This is a genomic window from Burkholderia ubonensis subsp. mesacidophila (assembly GCF_002097715.1).
GTDB classification, from domain to species: Bacteria; Pseudomonadota; Gammaproteobacteria; order Burkholderiales; family Burkholderiaceae; genus Burkholderia; species Burkholderia mesacidophila.
Genome location: NZ_CP020737.1, coordinates 2,680,647 through 2,696,572, shown reverse-complemented (window position 1 = coordinate 2,696,572; position 15,926 = coordinate 2,680,647). Strand labels below are relative to the sequence as shown.

Annotated in this window: 13 protein-coding genes; 10 read left to right on the top strand and 3 right to left on the bottom strand. The window is 65.9% G+C overall.

What is annotated here, in order from left to right:
• Positions 1-249: 249 nt before the first annotated feature.
• From B7P44_RS12600 to B7P44_RS12570, 6 genes are all read left to right on the top strand, one after another.
• Positions 250-2,013: an acetolactate synthase 3 catalytic subunit gene (locus B7P44_RS12600; protein ID WP_084904541.1), complete on the top strand. Its 1,764-nt coding sequence runs from the start codon at positions 250-252 to the stop codon at positions 2,011-2,013.
• Between the two features lie 103 nt (positions 2,014-2,116).
• Positions 2,117-2,608: an acetolactate synthase small subunit gene (gene ilvN, locus B7P44_RS12595; RefSeq protein WP_084904539.1), complete on the top strand. Its 492-nt coding sequence runs from the start codon at positions 2,117-2,119 to the stop codon at positions 2,606-2,608.
• 94 nt (positions 2,609-2,702) lie between these two features.
• A complete protein-coding gene (gene ilvC / locus B7P44_RS12590; protein WP_084904536.1) occupies positions 2,703-3,719 on the top strand; it encodes a ketol-acid reductoisomerase in 1,017 nt (338 codons plus the stop codon).
• A gap of 127 nt (positions 3,720-3,846) precedes the next feature.
• Positions 3,847-4,491 carry a phosphatidylserine decarboxylase gene (locus B7P44_RS12585; protein ID WP_076475595.1) on the top strand — a complete coding sequence of 215 codons (645 nt, stop codon included), beginning with the start codon at positions 3,847-3,849 and terminating at the stop codon, positions 4,489-4,491.
• A gap of 15 nt (positions 4,492-4,506) precedes the next feature.
• The gene (gene pssA, locus B7P44_RS12580; RefSeq protein ID WP_084904532.1) at positions 4,507-5,373 is read left to right on the top strand and encodes a CDP-diacylglycerol--serine O-phosphatidyltransferase; all 867 of its coding nucleotides are present in this window, start codon (positions 4,507-4,509) and stop codon (positions 5,371-5,373) included.
• 303 nt (positions 5,374-5,676) lie between these two features.
• Complete coding sequence (locus B7P44_RS12570) at positions 5,677-7,221, top strand: 2-isopropylmalate synthase (protein ID WP_084906646.1); 1,545 nt, start codon at positions 5,677-5,679, stop codon at positions 7,219-7,221.
• Positions 7,222-7,288: 67 nt separating this feature from the next.
• Here B7P44_RS12570 and B7P44_RS12565 read toward each other — a convergent pair whose 3' ends face one another.
• The 3 genes from B7P44_RS12565 to B7P44_RS12555 form a co-directional block, all read right to left on the bottom strand.
• Positions 7,289-8,839 carry a SulP family inorganic anion transporter gene (locus B7P44_RS12565; protein WP_084904530.1) on the bottom strand — a complete coding sequence of 517 codons (1,551 nt, stop codon included), beginning with the start codon at positions 8,837-8,839 and terminating at the stop codon, positions 7,289-7,291.
• Positions 8,840-8,885: 46 nt separating this feature from the next.
• Positions 8,886-9,527 carry a carbonic anhydrase gene (locus B7P44_RS12560; protein ID WP_084904527.1) on the bottom strand — a complete coding sequence of 214 codons (642 nt, stop codon included), beginning with the start codon at positions 9,525-9,527 and terminating at the stop codon, positions 8,886-8,888.
• A 380-nt stretch (positions 9,528-9,907) separates the two neighbouring features.
• Complete coding sequence (locus B7P44_RS12555; protein WP_010091185.1) at positions 9,908-10,408, bottom strand: hypothetical protein; 501 nt, start codon at positions 10,406-10,408, stop codon at positions 9,908-9,910.
• 174 nt (positions 10,409-10,582) lie between these two features.
• On the opposite strand from B7P44_RS12555, the gene B7P44_RS12550 reads away from it, so the two are divergent.
• The 4 genes from B7P44_RS12550 (at position 10,583) to B7P44_RS12530 (ending at position 15,815) form a co-directional block, all read left to right on the top strand.
• Complete coding sequence (locus B7P44_RS12550; protein WP_084904524.1) at positions 10,583-11,842, top strand: branched-chain amino acid ABC transporter substrate-binding protein; 1,260 nt, start codon at positions 10,583-10,585, stop codon at positions 11,840-11,842.
• A gap of 106 nt (positions 11,843-11,948) precedes the next feature.
• Positions 11,949-12,218, top strand: coding sequence for a 30S ribosomal protein S15 (rpsO, locus tag B7P44_RS12545; RefSeq protein WP_006398792.1), 270 nt, complete (start codon positions 11,949-11,951; stop codon positions 12,216-12,218).
• Positions 12,219-12,508: 290 nt separating this feature from the next.
• Positions 12,509-14,656 carry a polyribonucleotide nucleotidyltransferase gene (pnp, locus tag B7P44_RS12535; RefSeq protein WP_084904521.1) on the top strand — a complete coding sequence of 716 codons (2,148 nt, stop codon included), beginning with the start codon at positions 12,509-12,511 and terminating at the stop codon, positions 14,654-14,656.
• 139 nt (positions 14,657-14,795) lie between these two features.
• The gene (locus tag B7P44_RS12530; protein WP_084904518.1) at positions 14,796-15,815 is read left to right on the top strand and encodes an NAD(P)H-quinone oxidoreductase; all 1,020 of its coding nucleotides are present in this window, start codon (positions 14,796-14,798) and stop codon (positions 15,813-15,815) included.
• Positions 15,816-15,926: the final 111 nt, after the last annotated feature.

Sequence of the window (15,926 nt, the reverse complement as noted above, 5' to 3'; positions counted from 1 at the left end):
AGGCGGCGCGTTGCGCGCGAACCGCGGCGCGGGGCTGCCGGCGGGCGGCGATGATGCACTGCGGGACATTTTGCTTGACGGCATTCGCGCGACCCGCTATCGTCGTCCGTTCGCAACATAAGTGATGGTCTCATTTGAGGCTGGCCCAAGAAGCCCGCCCTTCAAACTGGACGCGCCGCTTGAACCCGAGCCACAAGCCCGGCAGAGAGCACCCGATCAATTTTTTGCCGAAAATTCGATAGGTCAACGATGAACATGCCCAGCGCGGAATTCTCCACGTCGGAACCCCTTTCCTCTCCCGATAGCGACTCGATCGGCGCCACGGTGCTCATGCAGGCACTGGCCGACGAAAACGTCGAATTCATCTGGGGCTATCCCGGCGGCTCGGTTCTCTATATCTACGACGAGCTGTACAAGCAAGACAAGATTCAGCACGTGCTGGTGCGCCACGAACAGGCGGCCGTGCACGCAGCGGACGCGTATGCGCGTTCCACCGGCAAGGTCGGCGTCTGCCTCGTGACCTCAGGCCCCGGCGTCACCAATGCGGTGACCGGCATCGCGACGGCCTACATGGATTCGATCCCGATGGTCGTGATCAGCGGCCAGGTGCCTACCGCGGCGATCGGCCAGGATGCGTTCCAGGAATGCGACACCGTCGGCATCACGCGTCCGTGCGTGAAGCACAACTTCCTCGTGAAGGACGTGCGCGACCTCGCGGAAACCGTCAAAAAGGCTTTCTACATTGCCCGTACCGGTCGTCCGGGCCCCGTGCTGATCGACATCCCGAAGGACATCTCGAAGACGCCGTGCCGCTATGAGCCCGTCAAGAGCGTGTCGCTGCGCTCGTACAACCCGGTCACGAAAGGCCATTCGGGCCAGATCCGCAAGGCTGTGTCGCTGCTGCTGTCGGCGAAGCGCCCGTACATCTATACCGGCGGCGGCATCATTCTCGCCGACGCGTCGCGCGAGCTGAACCAGTTCGCGGACCTGCTCGGCTACCCGGTCACCAACACGCTGATGGGCCTCGGCGGCTATCGCGCGTCGGACAAGAAATTCCTCGGCATGCTCGGCATGCACGGCACCTACGAAGCGAACATGGCGATGCAGCACTGCGACGTGCTGATCGCGATTGGCGCGCGCTTCGACGACCGCGTGATCGGCGATCCGGAACACTTCGCGTCGCGGCCGCGCAAGATCATCCACATCGACATCGACCCGTCGTCGATCTCGAAGCGCGTGAAGGTCGACATCCCGATCGTCGGCGACGTGAAGGAAGTGCTCAAGGAGCTGATCGAGCAGCTGCAGACGGCCGAGCACGGCCCGGACACCGACGCGCTCGCGCAGTGGTGGAAGGACATCGAAAGCTGGCGCGCGAAGGACTGCCTGAAGTACGACCGCGACAGCGAGATCATCAAGCCGCAGTACGTGGTCGAGAAGGCGTGGGAGCTGACGGACGGCAACGCGTTCGTGTGCTCGGACGTCGGCCAGCACCAGATGTGGGCCGCGCAGTTCTACCGTTTCAACAAGCCGCGCCGCTGGATCAACTCGGGCGGCCTCGGCACGATGGGCTTCGGCCTGCCGGCGGCGATGGGCGTCAAGATGGCGCACCCGGACGACGACGTGCTGTGCATCACGGGCGAAGGCTCGATTCAGATGTGCATCCAGGAGCTGTCGACCTGCCTGCAGTACGACACGCCCATCAAGATCATTTCGCTGAACAACCGCTACCTCGGCATGGTCCGCCAGTGGCAGCAGATCGAATACAGCAAGCGCTATTCGCATTCGTACATGGATGCGCTGCCGGACTTCGTGAAGCTCGCCGAGGCATACGGCCATGTCGGCATGCGCATCGAAAAGACTGCGGACGTCGAGCCGGCGCTGAAGGAAGCGCTGCGCCTGAAGGACCGCACCGTGTTTCTCGACTTCCAGACCGATCCGACCGAGAACGTCTGGCCGATGGTCCAGGCCGGCAAGGGCATCACCGAGATGCTGCTCGGATCGGAAGATCTGTAACGGCGCGACGCGCGCTTGAGGCTGCGGGCGGCCGCCTTCACGAAGGGCGGCGCGGCACGCGGCGCGGGCGAATCGACACGGACACATTCTGGAAGAAGCGAACATGAGACACATCATTTCCGTCCTGCTGGAAAACGAACCGGGCGCGCTGTCGCGCGTGGTCGGCCTGTTTTCCGCACGCGGCTACAACATCGAAACCTTGACGGTGGCGCCGACCGAAGACCAATCGCTGTCGCGGCTCACCATCGTTTCCATCGGCTCCGACGACGTGATCGAACAGATCACGAAGCATCTGAACCGCCTGATCGAGGTGGTGAAAGTGGTGGACCTGACCGACGGTTCACACATCGAACGTGAGCTGATGCTGATCAAGGTCCGCGCAGTGGGCAAGGAGCGCGAAGAGATGAAGCGGATGTCGGACATTTTCCGGGGCCGCATCATCGACGTGACCGAGAAGACCTACACGATCGAATTGACGGGCGCGAGCGACAAGCTCGACGCATTCATCCAGGGGCTGGACGCGGGCGCGATCCTAGAGACCGTGCGCACCGGCAGCTCCGGCATCGGGCGCGGCGAACGCATCCTGAAGGTCTGATGCCGACGCAGCACGCCGGGTGCGCCGTCATGTCCCGGCCCGCAGTACTCAATCGAACGAATTTTTGAATCTCTGAATTAGCGAAGGAACAATCATGAACGTTTTCTACGACAAAGACGCCGATCTCTCCCTCATCAAGGGCAAGCAAGTCACGATCATCGGCTACGGCTCGCAAGGCCACGCGCACGCGCTGAACCTGAAGGACAGCGGCGTGAACGTGACGGTCGGCCTGCGCAAGGGCGGCGCGTCGTGGAGCAAGGCCGAGAACGCCGGCCTCGTGGTCAAGGAAGTCGCGGAAGCCGTGAAGGGCGCCGACGTCGTGATGATGCTGCTGCCGGACGAGCAGATCGCCGACGTGTACGCGAAGGAAGTGCACGCGAACATCAAGGAAGGCGCAGCGCTCGCGTTCGCGCACGGCTTCAACGTCCACTACGGCCAAGTGATCCCGCGCGCCGACCTCGACGTGATCATGATCGCGCCGAAGGCCCCGGGCCACACGGTGCGCGGCACGTACTCGCAGGGTGGCGGCGTGCCGCACCTGATCGCGGTTGCGCAGAACAAGTCGGGCGCGGCGCGCGACATCGCGCTGTCGTACGCGGCGGCGAACGGCGGCGGCCGTGCGGGCATCATCGAGACGAACTTCCGTGAAGAGACCGAAACCGACCTGTTCGGCGAGCAGGCCGTGCTGTGCGGCGGCACCGTCGAGCTGATCAAGGCCGGCTTCGAGACGCTGGTCGAAGCGGGCTACGCGCCGGAAATGGCGTACTTCGAGTGCCTGCACGAGCTGAAGCTGATCGTCGACCTGATCTACGAAGGCGGCATCGCGAACATGAACTACTCGATCTCGAACAACGCCGAATACGGCGAGTACGTGACGGGCCCGCGCGTCGTGACGGAAGAGACGAAGAAGGCGATGAAGCAGTGCCTGACCGACATCCAGACCGGCGAATACGCGAAGAGCTTCATTCTCGAGAACAAGGCAGGCGCACCGACGCTGCAGTCGCGCCGCCGCCTGACGGCCGAGCACCAGATCGAGCAGGTCGGCGCGAAGCTGCGCGCGATGATGCCGTGGATCGCGAAGAACAAGCTCGTCGACCAGTCGAAGAACTAAGCAGCGCGAGCTGTTCCGGCCCTTCGAGAGGAGGGTCGGTAGCAAAAAGCCGCCCGAAGGCAGCAGTGCCCCGGGCGGCTTTTGCTATCCTACGGGCTTTGCAATTCACCGAACACAGAACGAATCCATGAACTATCCTCATCCGATCATCGCGCGCGAAGGCTGGCCGTTCATCGCGATTGCAGCCGTCATCGCGCTGTTGATCCATGCCGTCGGGGGCTTCGGCTTCGCGTGGCCGTTCTGGCTGCTGGTCGTCTTCGTCGTCCAGTTCTTCCGCGACCCGCAGCGCCCGATCCCGGCGCAGCCGAACGCGGTGCTGTGCCCGGCCGACGGCCGCATCGTCGCGGTCGAGACCACGCAGGATCCGTATGCGAACCGCGAAGCGCTGAAGATCAGCGTGTTCATGAATGTCTTCAACGTCCACTCGCAGCGTTCGCCGGTGGACGGCGCCGTGACCAAGGTCGAGTACTTCCCGGGCGCGTTCCTGAACGCGGCGATCGACAAGGCGTCGACCGAGAACGAGCGCAATGCGGTCGTGATCCAGACGGCGAGCGGCAAGACCGTCACGGCGGTGCAGATCGCGGGTCTCGTCGCGCGCCGCATCCTGTGCTACGTGCGCGCCGGCGAGCCGCTGTCGCGCGGCCAGCGCTACGGCTTCATCCGCTTCGGTTCGCGCGTCGACGTGTACCTGCCGCTCGGCAGCCGCGCGAAGGTGTCGATCGGCGAGAAGGTCTACGCGTCGTCGACGATCCTCGCCGAGCTGGAACAGTAAGCGGCGGGGCGCACGATGGCCGCATTCAAACCGCGCCGGCCGCGCAATGGCACCCTGCGGCCGTTCCGCCGCAACAAGTCGGTCGCGCCGGATCCGGCGCCGATCGTCGAGAGCCGCCGCGCGAAGCGCCAGCAGTTCCTGAAGACGCGCGGCATCTACCTGCTGCCGAACGCGTTCACCACGGCCGCGCTGTTCTGCGGATTCTTCGCGGTGGTGCAGGCGATGAACGTGCGCTTCGAGATCGCCGCGATCGCGATCTTCGCGGCGATGGTGCTCGACGGGATGGACGGTCGGGTCGCACGCATGACGCACACGCAGAGCGCATTCGGCGAGCAGTTCGACAGCCTGTCCGACATGGTTTCCTTCGGCGTCGCGCCGGCGCTCGTGATGTACGAGTGGGTGCTGAAGGATCTCGGCCGCTGGGGCTGGCTCGCCGCGTTCGTCTACTGCTCGGGCGCCGCGTTGCGCCTCGCGCGCTTCAACGCGAACATCGGGGTGGTCGACAAGCGCTTCTTCCAGGGGCTGCCGAGCCCGGCCGCCGCGGCGCTGATCGCCGGCTTCGTGTGGCTCGCGACCGACAACCGCGTGCCGATGAAGCTCGGCTGGCTGCCGTGGGTCGCGTTCGTGCTGACCATCTATGCGGGCGTGACGATGGTGTCGAACGCGCCGTTCTACAGCGGCAAGGCGCTCGACGTGCGCCACCGCGTGCCGTTCGCGGCGACCCTGCTGGTCGTCGTCGCGTTCGTGCTGGTGTCGTCCGATCCGCCGCTGATGCTGTTCTGCCTGTTCGTGCTGTACGGCCTGTCCGGCTACGTGTTCTGGGCCTACATGGCGGTGCGCGGGCGTCCGAATCCGGCGCGCTCGTCGCAGCGCGAGCATTGACGCGCGACATGTTCCGAAACGGCGGCCCGCGGGCCGCCGTTTTTTTGTGCCCCTTTTTCCGCGCGCGCTTCGGGACCCGTCCGATTGCGCGGTCTGCGGAATGCCGCTATAGTCGTTGGCATGACTGCATTTTCCCGCCTCTCGCTCCTTCTAGCCGGTGCGCCGCTACGCGCGCTAGCGCTAGCGCGCCTGCCGCGCTGACCGTTTTCGCCCCCCGTCCAGGCTCGTCTGTTGTTCAGCGTCGCCAGCGGTGGCGCGAATCCATCTCGTTGTACCCCCGAACAAAGAGCCTTGGAGCCCCCCATGACAGACAAGCTGATCATTTTCGATACGACGTTGCGTGACGGTGAACAGTCGCCCGGCGCGTCGATGACGAAGGAAGAGAAGATCCGGATCGCGAAGCATCTCGAACGGATGAAGGTCGACGTGATCGAGGCCGGCTTCGCCGCCAGCTCGAACGGCGACTTCGACGCGATCCACACGATCGCGGGTCTTGTGAAGGACAGCACGATCTGCTCGCTGGCGCGGGCGAACGACAAGGACATCCAGCGCGCGGCCGACGCGCTGAAGCCGGCGAACAGCTTCCGGATCCACACGTTCATCGCGACGTCGCCGCTGCACATGGAAAAGAAGCTGCGCATGACGCCGGACCAGGTGTTCGAACAGGCGCGTCTCGCGGTGCGGTTCGCGCGCAAGTTCACCGACAACGTCGAATTCTCGCCGGAAGACGGCAGCCGCTCGGACATGGACTTCCTGTGCCGCGTGCTGGAAGCCGTGATCGCCGAAGGCGCGACGACGATCAACATCGCCGACACGGTCGGCTACGGCGTGCCGGAGCTGTACGGTCAGCTGGTGAAGACGCTGCGCGAGCGCATTCCGAACTCGGACAAGGCGATCTTCTCCGTGCACTGCCACAACGACCTCGGGATGGCGGTCGCGAACTCGCTCGCCGGCGTGAAGATCGGCGGCGCGCGTCAGGTCGAGTGCACGATCAACGGTCTCGGCGAGCGCGCGGGCAACACGTCGCTCGAGGAAATCGTGATGGCGGTGAAGACCCGCAAGGACTATTTCGGCCTCGACGTCGGTATCGACACGACGCAGATCGTGCCGACCTCGAAGCTCGTGTCGCAGATCACCGGCTTTGTCGTGCAGCCGAACAAGGCGGTGGTCGGCGCGAACGCGTTCGCGCACGCGTCCGGCATTCACCAGGACGGCGTGCTGAAGGCGCGCGACACGTACGAGATCATGCGTGCGGAAGACGTGGGCTGGAGCGCCAACAAGATCGTGCTCGGCAAGCTGTCGGGCCGCAACGCGTTCAAGCAGCGCCTGCAGGAGCTCGGCGTCGCGCTCGACAGCGAAGCCGACCTGAACGCCGCGTTCATGCGCTTCAAGGACCTGGCCGACCGCAAGGCGGAAATCTTCGACGAAGACATCATCGCGATCGTGTCCGAGGAAGCCGCACAGGCGGCCGAGCAGGAGCACTTCAAGTTCGTGTCGCTCGCGCAGCATTCCGAGACGGGCGAGCAGCCGCAAGCGAAGGTCGTGTTCGCGGTCGACGGCAAGGAAGTGACCGGCGAAGCGCGCGGCAACGGCCCGGTCGACGCGACCTTCAACGCGATCGAAGGCGAAGTCGGCAGCGGTTCCGAACTGCTGCTGTACTCGGTCAACGCCATCACGACCGGCACGCAGGCGCAGGGCGAAGTGACGGTACGCCTGTCGAAGAGCGGGCGGATCGTCAACGGCGTCGGCACCGATCCGGATATCGTCGCGGCGTCCGCGAAGGCCTATATTTCGGCGCTGAACAAGCTGCAGGCGAAGGACGACAAGCTCAACCCGCAGCGCTCGTAAGCGCGTCGCGCGTCATCGAAATGCCCCGTGCGGCTCCACGCCGCCGGGGCGTTTTTTTATCCAGCGCTCACTCCGCGGCGGGCGCACGGAATTGCCAGCGCCGCGCGGCGGCGCGAGGCGGCGGGCACGGCCGGCGGAATTCGACCGCGATCCCGCGCTGCGGCGCGTCGGCGATGAATGCATCGAGCAATTCGAGCACGTCGTGGTCGATGTAGTCGGCGCGCGTCGCGTCGATGATCACCGCCGCGCGGTCCGGAATGTGCCGCAGGTAATGCTTGACCTGCACCTTGCCGAGAAACGACACGTCCTTGCGGAACGACAGCAGGAAGTGGTCGTCATGCTGCGCGAGCGTGACCGGGCTCTTCAGGTTCGCGACGGCGACCGTGAGGACGCTGCACGCGAGGCCGAGCGCGATGCCGAACAGCAGATCGACGGCGAGCACGCCGGCGATCGTCGCGACGAACGGCGCGAACGCGGCCGGGCCCTGTTTCGCGACCGAACGGAACAGCGCCGGCTTGGCCAGCTTGAAGCCGGTGTGGATCAGGATGGCTGCGAGGCTCGCGAGCGGGATCAGGTTGATGAGGCCGGTGAGCGCGAACACGCTGACGAGCAGCAGCACGCCGTGCACGATCGCCGACAGCCGGCTTTGCGCGCCCGCGTTGACGTTGACCGAGCTGCGCACGATCACCGACGTGATCGGCAGCCCGCCCATCGCGCCGGCCACGAGGTTGCCGACGCCTTGCGCCTTCAGTTCGCGGTCCGGCTGGGTCGGCCGGCGCTTCGGATCGATCTGTTCGACCGCTTCGAGGCTCAGCAGCGTTTCGAGGCTCGCGACGATCGCCAGCGTGATCGCGACCCGCCAGACGTCCGGGTTGATCAGTTGCGCGAAATTGGGGCCGAGTTCCGCATGCTTGAGCGATGCCGCGAAGGCCGCAAACGACGCGAGCTCGGGCAGTGCGACCCGGTGCGCCGCGCCGGGCGCGAGCGTCGGCGCCAGCGCGCCGAGCACGAGCGTCGCGCCGATGCCGAGCACGACGACCGCGAGCGGCGCCGGCACCGCGCGCACGATCGCGAAGCGGCGCAGCGCGGGCGACTCCCAGGCGAGCAGCAGTGCGAGCGACGCGAGCGCGATCGCCGCCGCGATCCACGCGGCGCTCAGGCCGGGCAGCGCCGCGAGCGGTTGCGCGGCGGCGCCGCCGATACCGAGCGCGAACGGGATTTGCTTGACGATCAACAATAGCCCGATCGCCGCCAGCATGCCCTTGATGACGGGAGACGGCACGTAGGCGGCGAAGCGGCCGGCGCGCAGCATCCCGAAGCCGAACTGCAGGACGCCGGACAGCAGCACGGCGAGCAGGAACGCCGGGAAGCTGCCGAGTTGCGCGATGCCTTCGACGACGATCACGACGAGGCCGGCGGCGGGCCCGCTGACGGACAGCGACGAGCCGCTCAAGAGCGCGACGACGAGTCCGCCGACGATGCCGGACACGAGCCCGGCGAACGGCTCGACGCCGGATGCATTGGCGATGCCGAGACACAGTGGCAGCGCGACGAGGAAGACGACGATGCCGGCGACGATGTCGCGCGGCAGTAGGGACAGACGCTCGTTCAGTTTCATGGTCGGGGGAAGGGCGATTTCGTTGGCGTGTGGGGCGGGATGCGGTTCAGCCGAGCGCCGGTGCGGGCGCCGCCTGCGCGGGCGCGGCGTCCGCCGGTTGGGTCGCGTAGCCGGAATCCAGCTCCTTGAGGCGGCCGTCGGCGAGCGCGAAGATCCAGCCGTGCACGAGCGGCGGCGGTTCGCGGTCGCGCACGATCGGCGACGCGCGCAGCATCCGGACTTGTTCGAGTACGTTCAGTTCGGCGAGACGGTCGGCGGCTGCCGCATCGTCGAGGCCGGCGAGCGTGTCGCGGTGGCGGCGCGCGAGCGCGCACAGCGGCGCGATCCGGCGGCTGACGTGCGGCAGGTCGGTCGGCGGTGGCAACAGCGACGCGCGCACGCCGCCGCAGCCGTAATGCCCGCAAACGATCACGTGATCGACGTTGAGCACGCGCACCGCGTACTCGAGCACGCTCGCGCAGTTGTCGTCGTCGGGATGGAACAGGTTCGCGATATTGCGGTGGACGAACAGGTCGCCGGGCGCGCTGTGCGTGATGGCCTCGGCCGGCACGCGGCTGTCCGAGCAGCCGATCCACAGCACGCGCGGATTCTGGCCGCGCGCAAGCGCGTCGAAGAAGCCGGGCGTGCGTTCGCGCGTTTCGCGGGCCCAGGCGATGTTGGCGACCAGCATGCTCTTGGGGCGATTCATGAGGACTCCTTTTTGATGAAAGCAAATGAAAGCCATCGAAACGGATGGATTAGGATGCTTTCTAAACTGAAAGGTTCAATTTCGGCTGATATTAGGGGTATGCCATGAATCAAAGCAATAATGAAACAAATTGTTTCAAATTAAATCGAGATGGTGCGTGGGCTGCACCAGCTTGACGCATTCGATGCATCACCGATGCAATTTCTCGCAGAGGCACGTATGGCGGTGGATTCCGGTTAATCGTTATTGAATTTCATTGATCCGGAAAGGATTGCCGCTCGATTTTGAGATTAAATGGGAGGGTGGCAAAAAAGAATGGCCATTCACGCAATAATTCGTGAATGGCCATTGCGGAAATGCGCGGGAATCGCGCCGTGCGTTCAGAAAAGATTGCGGCGATCGGGGTCGTGCAGCGGATCGGGGGTTTTCTGCGTGAGCCGCAGGATGCCCTGGCTGTCGAAATAGAAGCTGTACATCATGTACCAGACGTTGTCCTCGAGGTAACGATAGGTCCACGCCTCGCGCTTCATCAGCGGAAAGTAGGACGTCTCGACCGGGCGGCCGAAGTTGACGAGGACGTCGGTCTTGGTCCACTTGCCGATTTCCGCGCGGTAGAACTCGTTCGGCTGCAGCACCTGCCGAACGTTGACGATCTTGCCGGACCCGTCGACGTCGGCTGCGACCGTGATCTCGCCCATCGGCTGGGTCGGCCACATCAGGCGCTTGCCGCCGCCGGGCAGGTCGTAGATCTCGCGCGGCGGGCCCATGCGCGCGACGATCGCCGACTGGTCCTGGCCGGCCTGATATTGCTGCCACGGCTGTGCGCAACCGGCGAACAGCGCCGCCACGCAGGCGAGCAGCACCGGGACACGAATACGCATGTGTTTCTCCAAGAATCACGGGGAATACGCATGTTGTATCACGGAGCGCGCATTCCGGCGCGCGGCCCGGAAAAATTCGGTGCGGGATCGCCGGCACACGCACTCGCTTGCCCGCGCGGGGCGGGCGGGCCTATGATCCGCGCTTCTCACGCGGATTCGGGGGCAGGAAAACCGATGCAGATCTGGAAGCGTTGCGCACTCGCATGGAGCGCGGGCTGGGTGCTGGCGTCGTCGGCGTTCGCGGGCGGCGAGCCGGTGCGCATCGCGCTGATCGAGGGCATGTCCGGCCCGTTCGCGAACGCGGGCGCCGCGGTCGAGCGCAACCTGCGGTTCGGCGTCGAGCGGGTCAACGCGGCCGGCGGCGTGAAGCTGCGCGACGGCGCGCATCCGCTCGAACTCGTCGTGCTCGACAGCAAGGGCAGCCCGGAAGAAGCGCTGGTGCAGTTGCGCGCGGCGGCGGACCGGCACGTCGGTTTCGTCGCGCAAGGCAACAGTTCGGCGGTCGCGGCCGCGCTGGTCGCGGCGCTCGACAAGCAGAACGCCCGCAATCCGGACGCCCGGATGCTGTTCCTCAATTACTCGGCCGACGACCCGGCGCTGACGGGCGCGCGCTGCAGCTTCTGGCACTTCCGCTTCGACGCGCACGCGGGGATGCGGATGGCGGCGCTCGCCGACGTGATGGCGCGCGATCGCGCGCTGCGCAAGGTCTATCTGCTGAACCAGGACTACAGCTTCGGGCATGACGTCAGCACGCTCGCGCGGCAGGCGCTGGCCGCGCGGCGGCCGGACTTGGCGGTGGCTGGCGACGAATTCCATCCGATCGGGCGCATCAAGGATTTCGCGCCGTACGTCGCGAAGATCCGCGCGAGCGGCGCGGACGCCGTCGTGACCGGCAACTGGGGCAACGACCTGACGCTGCTCGTCAAGGCCGCGCGCGAGCAGGGCCTGAACGCGAAGTTCTATACGTTTTACGGCAATAGCCTCGGCGCGCCGGCGGCGCTCGGCGATGCGGGCGTCGGGCGGGTCGTGGCGGTCGCCGATTGGCATCCGAACGCGGGCGGTGCGAAGTCGGACGCGTTCTACCACGCGTTCCGGACCCGCTTCCCGGCCGCGCAGGACGATTACCCGGTGCTGCGGATGAGCCTGATGATCGAGATGGTGGCGGCGGCCATGAACCGCGCCGGCTCGGCTGACCCGGTCGCGGTCGCGCGCGCGCTCGAGGGCCTGTCGTTCGATAACGGCTTCCATGCGTCGCGGATGCGCGCGCAGGACCACCAGCTGATCCAGCCCCTTTACGTGATGGAGATGGACAAGGCCGGCACGCCGGGCGTGCGCTTCGACAACGAGGGCTCCGGTTACGGCTTTCGCACCGTGCTGGCGGTGCCGCCGCAGCAGACGGACGCGCCGTCGACGTGCACGATGACGCGCCCGTGACAAAGCGGTTCGGATCGTCGCGGAGTTGTGCTAGAATGCGGGCCGGTTGTAAATCACGGCACGGCCATTCTTCCGTGTCCGCCTGTTCAGTTAGAAAGGAAATCAAATGTCTGTCGCAGATATCAAGAAGTCGGAAGTCGTTGCTCAGTTCGCACGTGGCACCAATGACACGGGCTCGCCTGAAGTGCAGGTCGCGCTGCTGACCGCACGCATCGTGGAACTGACGGGTCACTTCAAGACCCACGCGAAGGATCACCACAGCCGCCGCGGCCTGCTGCGCATGGTGAGCCGCCGCCGCAAGCTGCTCGACTACCTCAAGGGCAAGGATGCCGACCGTTACCGCGCGCTGATCGAGAAGCTGGGTCTGCGTAAGTAATCGGCGCGATTGCCGCCATCAAGATGCCTGTGTCAGTGCGCTGATACAGGCATTTTGTTTTTGCGCGGTGCGTAGCGTCACGCGCACCGCGGGTTGTCCGGCCGTCTCGCGCCGGGCCGCCCGAACGGCCGATACCGGGGCAGGATTTGTGTCATTCCAGCGCGGCGCTGCGCGAGCGCCGCGCTGGAATGGCATAAAAAACACACCTTGCTCCGGGTGAATCGGCCGGGACGCCGCCGCAACGGTTCGCCGCCGCGGCGAATGTTATGAACGAATCGAAAGGAGCAACCATGTCCATGTTCAACAAGGTCGTGAAGGAATTTCAGTGGGGCCAGCACAAGGTGCGCCTCGAAACCGGTGAAATCGCTCGCCAGGCGAGCGGCGCGGTGATCGTCGACGTCGAAGACACCGTCGTGCTCGCAACCGTCGTCGGCGCGAAGTCGGCGAAGCCGGGCCAGGATTTCTTCCCGCTGACCGTCGACTACATCGAAAAGACCTACTCGGCCGGCAAGATCCCGGGCGGCTTCTTCCGCCGCGAAGGCCGTCCGTCGGAGCACGAGACGCTGACGTCGCGCCTGATCGACCGTCCGCTGCGCCCGCTGTTCCCGGAAGGCTTCTACAACGAAGTGCAGGTCGTGATCCACGTGCTGTCCGTGAACCCGGAAATCCCGGCGGACATCCCGGCGCTGATCGGCGCATCGGCGGCGCTGGCCGTGTCGGGCCTGCCGTTCAACGGCCCGGTCGGCGCGGCGCGCGTCGCGTACCTCGACAACGCATACGTGCTGAACCCGACGCGCGACCAGATCAAGGCGTCGAGCCTCGACCTCGTCGTCGCGGGTACGGAGCGCGCGGTGCTGATGGTCGAGTCGGAAGCGGACCAGCTGTCGGAAGAAGTGATGCTGGGCGCGGTCGTGTTCGGCCACGAGCAGATGCAGGTGGCGATCGATGCGATCCACGAACTGGTGCGTGAAGGCGGCAAGCCCGAGTGGGACTGGCAGCCGGCGCCGAAGAACGAGGCGCTGATCGCGCGCGTGACCGAACTGGCGCAAAACGACCTGCTCGCCGCTTACCAGCTCCGCGACAAGCAGGCTCGCTCGACGAAGCTGAAGGAAGTCTACTCGGCGACTTCGGCGAAGCTCGAGGAAGACGCGCTGGCGGCCGGTACGGCTGCAGCCGACAAGGCCACCGTCGGCAACGTGCTGTTCGACATCGAGGCGAAGATCGTCCGTTCGCAGATCCTGAACGGCGAGCCGCGCATCGACGGCCGCGACACGCGCACCGTGCGCCCGATCGAGATCCGCACCGGCGTGCTGCCGCGCACCCACGGCTCGGCGCTGTTCACGCGCGGCGAAACGCAGGCGCTCGTCGTCGCGACGCTCGGCACGAAGGGTGACGAGCAGATCATCGACGCGCTGGAAGGCGAATACCGCGAGCGCTTCATGCTCCACTACAACATGCCCCCGTTCGCGACCGGCGAAACGGGCCGCGTCGGCTCGCCGAAGCGCCGCGAAATCGGTCACGGCCGTCTGGCCAAGCGCGCGCTGGTCAAGTGCCTGCCGAGCGCCGACGAATTCGGCTACTCGATCCGCGTCGTGTCGGAAATCACCGAGTCGAACGGTTCGTCGTCGATGGCGTCGGTGTGCGGCGGCTGCCTCGCACTGATGGACGCCGGCGTGCCGATGAAGGCGCACGTCGCGGGCATCGCGATGGGCCTGATCCTCGAAGGCAACAAGTTCGCGGTGCTGACCGACATCCTCGGCGACGAAGATCACCTCGGCGACATGGACTTCAAGGTGGCCGGCACGGAGCAAGGCGTGACGGCGCTGCAGATGGACATCAAGATCCAGGGCATCACGAAGGAAATCATGCAGGTCGCGCTCGCGCAGGCGAAGGAAGGCCGCATGCACATCCTCGGCAAGATGACGTCGGCGGTTTCGGGTGCGAACACGCAGCTGTCGGAATTCGCGCCGCGCATGATCACGATCAAGATCAACCCGGAAAAGATCCGCGACGTGATCGGCAAGGGCGGTTCGGTGATCCGCGCGCTGACCGAGGAAACCGGCACGACGATCGACATCTCGGATGACGGCGTCGTGACGATCGCGAGCACGAACAGCGACGGCATGGCCGAAGCGAAGAAGCGCATCGAGAACATCACGGCCGAGATCGAAGTCGGCCAGGTGTACGAAGGCACGGTGCTGAAGCTGCTCGATTTCGGCGCGATCGTGAACCTGCTGCCGGGCAAGGACGGCCTGCTGCACATTTCGGAAATCGTCAACGAGCGCGTGAAGGACATCAACGACTACCTGAAGGAAGGTCAGCAGGTCAAGGTCAAGGTGATCCAGACGGACGAAAAGGGTCGCGTGCGCCTGTCGGCGAAGGCGCTCCTGAACGAAGCGGCGGCAGCGTCGCAAACGGATACGCCGCCGCAGCAGTAAGCGGACGGGCGTACGAACGGCCGGCTGCGCGAAAGCGCGCCGGCCGTTTTTTCTGTAGGATCGGGGCGCGCGCAGCAGACGCGTGTAACGGACGCGCGCAGCAGGCGCGCAATCCGATCCCGATCCTGGAGCGAAGTGCATGAAAGCCATCGAAATCACCGAATTCGGCGCCCCTGACGTCCTGAAGCTTGCCGAGCGTCCGCGCCCCGAGCCGCAGCGCGGCGAAGTGCTGATCAAGGTGACGGCCTCCGGCGTCAACCGTCCGGACGTGTTCCAGCGCAAGGGCGCGTATGCGCCGCCGCCGGGCGCGTCGGATCTGCCGGGCCTCGAGGTCGCGGGCGAGATCGTCGGCGGCGATCTGTCCGACCCCGCGCTCAATCCGTTCGGCCTGAAGCTCGGCGACCGCGTGTGCGCGTTGCTGGCGGGCGGCGGCTATGCCGAATATGCGGTGGCGCCGCTGCCGCAGTGCCTGCCGGTGCCGGATGGCCTGACGGACATCGAGGCCGCGTCGCTGCCGGAGACGTACTTCACGGTGTGGAGCAACGTGTTCGACCGTGCGCTGCTCGGCGCGGGCGAGGGCGGCGCGCAGGAGACGCTGCTCGTGCAGGGCGGCTCGAGCGGCATCGGCGTGACGGCGATCCAGCTCGCGCATGCGCTCGGTTTCCGCGTATTCGCGACGGCGGGCAACGCCGACAAGTGCCGCGCATGCGAAGCGCTCGGCGCGGAGCGCGCGATCAATTACAAGACCGAGGATTTCGTCGAGGTCGTGAAGTCGCTGACGCACGATCGCGGCGTCGACGTGATTCTCGACATGGTCGCGGGCGCGTACGTGCCGCGCGAGCTGTCCGCGCTCGCGGATGGCGGCCGCCTCGTGCTGATCGCGCTGCTCGGCGGCGCGAAGGCCGAGATCAACCTGAACGAGATCCTGCGCCGCCGGCTGACGGTGACGGGCTCGACGCTGCGTCCGCGTCCGGTGGAGTTCAAGGCGCGCATCGCCGCGCAGCTGAAGGCGCGCGTGTGGCCGCTGTTCGGCGAGGGTCGCATCAAGCCCGTGATCTATCGCGTGCTGCCGGCCGAGGAGGCCGCCCAGGCACACGCGCTGATGGAAAGCGGCGAGCATATCGGCAAGATCATGCTCGATTGGGGCGCGAACGGCTGACCGGCCGCGCTTGACATGCGCGGTTTGACCTGTTCAAGCGCTGCGCAGTAAAATCGCGGGTTTGCTTCGCCAGATCAAACCTGACGGCCGGTCGCCGGCCTGTCGATGACG

Coding starts and splice junctions, on each gene's coding strand:
- pnp (WP_084904521.1), top strand. CDS start 12,509: ATGTCCATGTTCAACAAGGTCGTGAAGGAATTTCAGTGGGGCCAGCAC.
- B7P44_RS12530 (WP_084904518.1), top strand. CDS start 14,796: ATGAAAGCCATCGAAATCACCGAATTCGGCGCCCCTGACGTCCTGAAG.
- B7P44_RS12565 (WP_084904530.1), bottom strand. CDS start 8,839: ATGAAACTGAACGAGCGTCTGTCCCTACTGCCGCGCGACATCGTCGCC.
- B7P44_RS12555 (WP_010091185.1), bottom strand. CDS start 10,408: ATGCGTATTCGTGTCCCGGTGCTGCTCGCCTGCGTGGCGGCGCTGTTC.
- rpsO (WP_006398792.1), top strand. CDS start 11,949: ATGTCTGTCGCAGATATCAAGAAGTCGGAAGTCGTTGCTCAGTTCGCA.
- ilvC (WP_084904536.1), top strand. CDS start 2,703: ATGAACGTTTTCTACGACAAAGACGCCGATCTCTCCCTCATCAAGGGC.
- pssA (WP_084904532.1), top strand. CDS start 4,507: ATGGCCGCATTCAAACCGCGCCGGCCGCGCAATGGCACCCTGCGGCCG.
- B7P44_RS12560 (WP_084904527.1), bottom strand. CDS start 9,527: ATGAATCGCCCCAAGAGCATGCTGGTCGCCAACATCGCCTGGGCCCGC.
- B7P44_RS12570 (WP_084906646.1), top strand. CDS start 5,677: ATGACAGACAAGCTGATCATTTTCGATACGACGTTGCGTGACGGTGAA.
- ilvN (WP_084904539.1), top strand. CDS start 2,117: ATGAGACACATCATTTCCGTCCTGCTGGAAAACGAACCGGGCGCGCTG.
- B7P44_RS12585 (WP_076475595.1), top strand. CDS start 3,847: ATGAACTATCCTCATCCGATCATCGCGCGCGAAGGCTGGCCGTTCATC.
- B7P44_RS12600 (WP_084904541.1), top strand. CDS start 250: ATGAACATGCCCAGCGCGGAATTCTCCACGTCGGAACCCCTTTCCTCT.
- B7P44_RS12550 (WP_084904524.1), top strand. CDS start 10,583: ATGCAGATCTGGAAGCGTTGCGCACTCGCATGGAGCGCGGGCTGGGTG.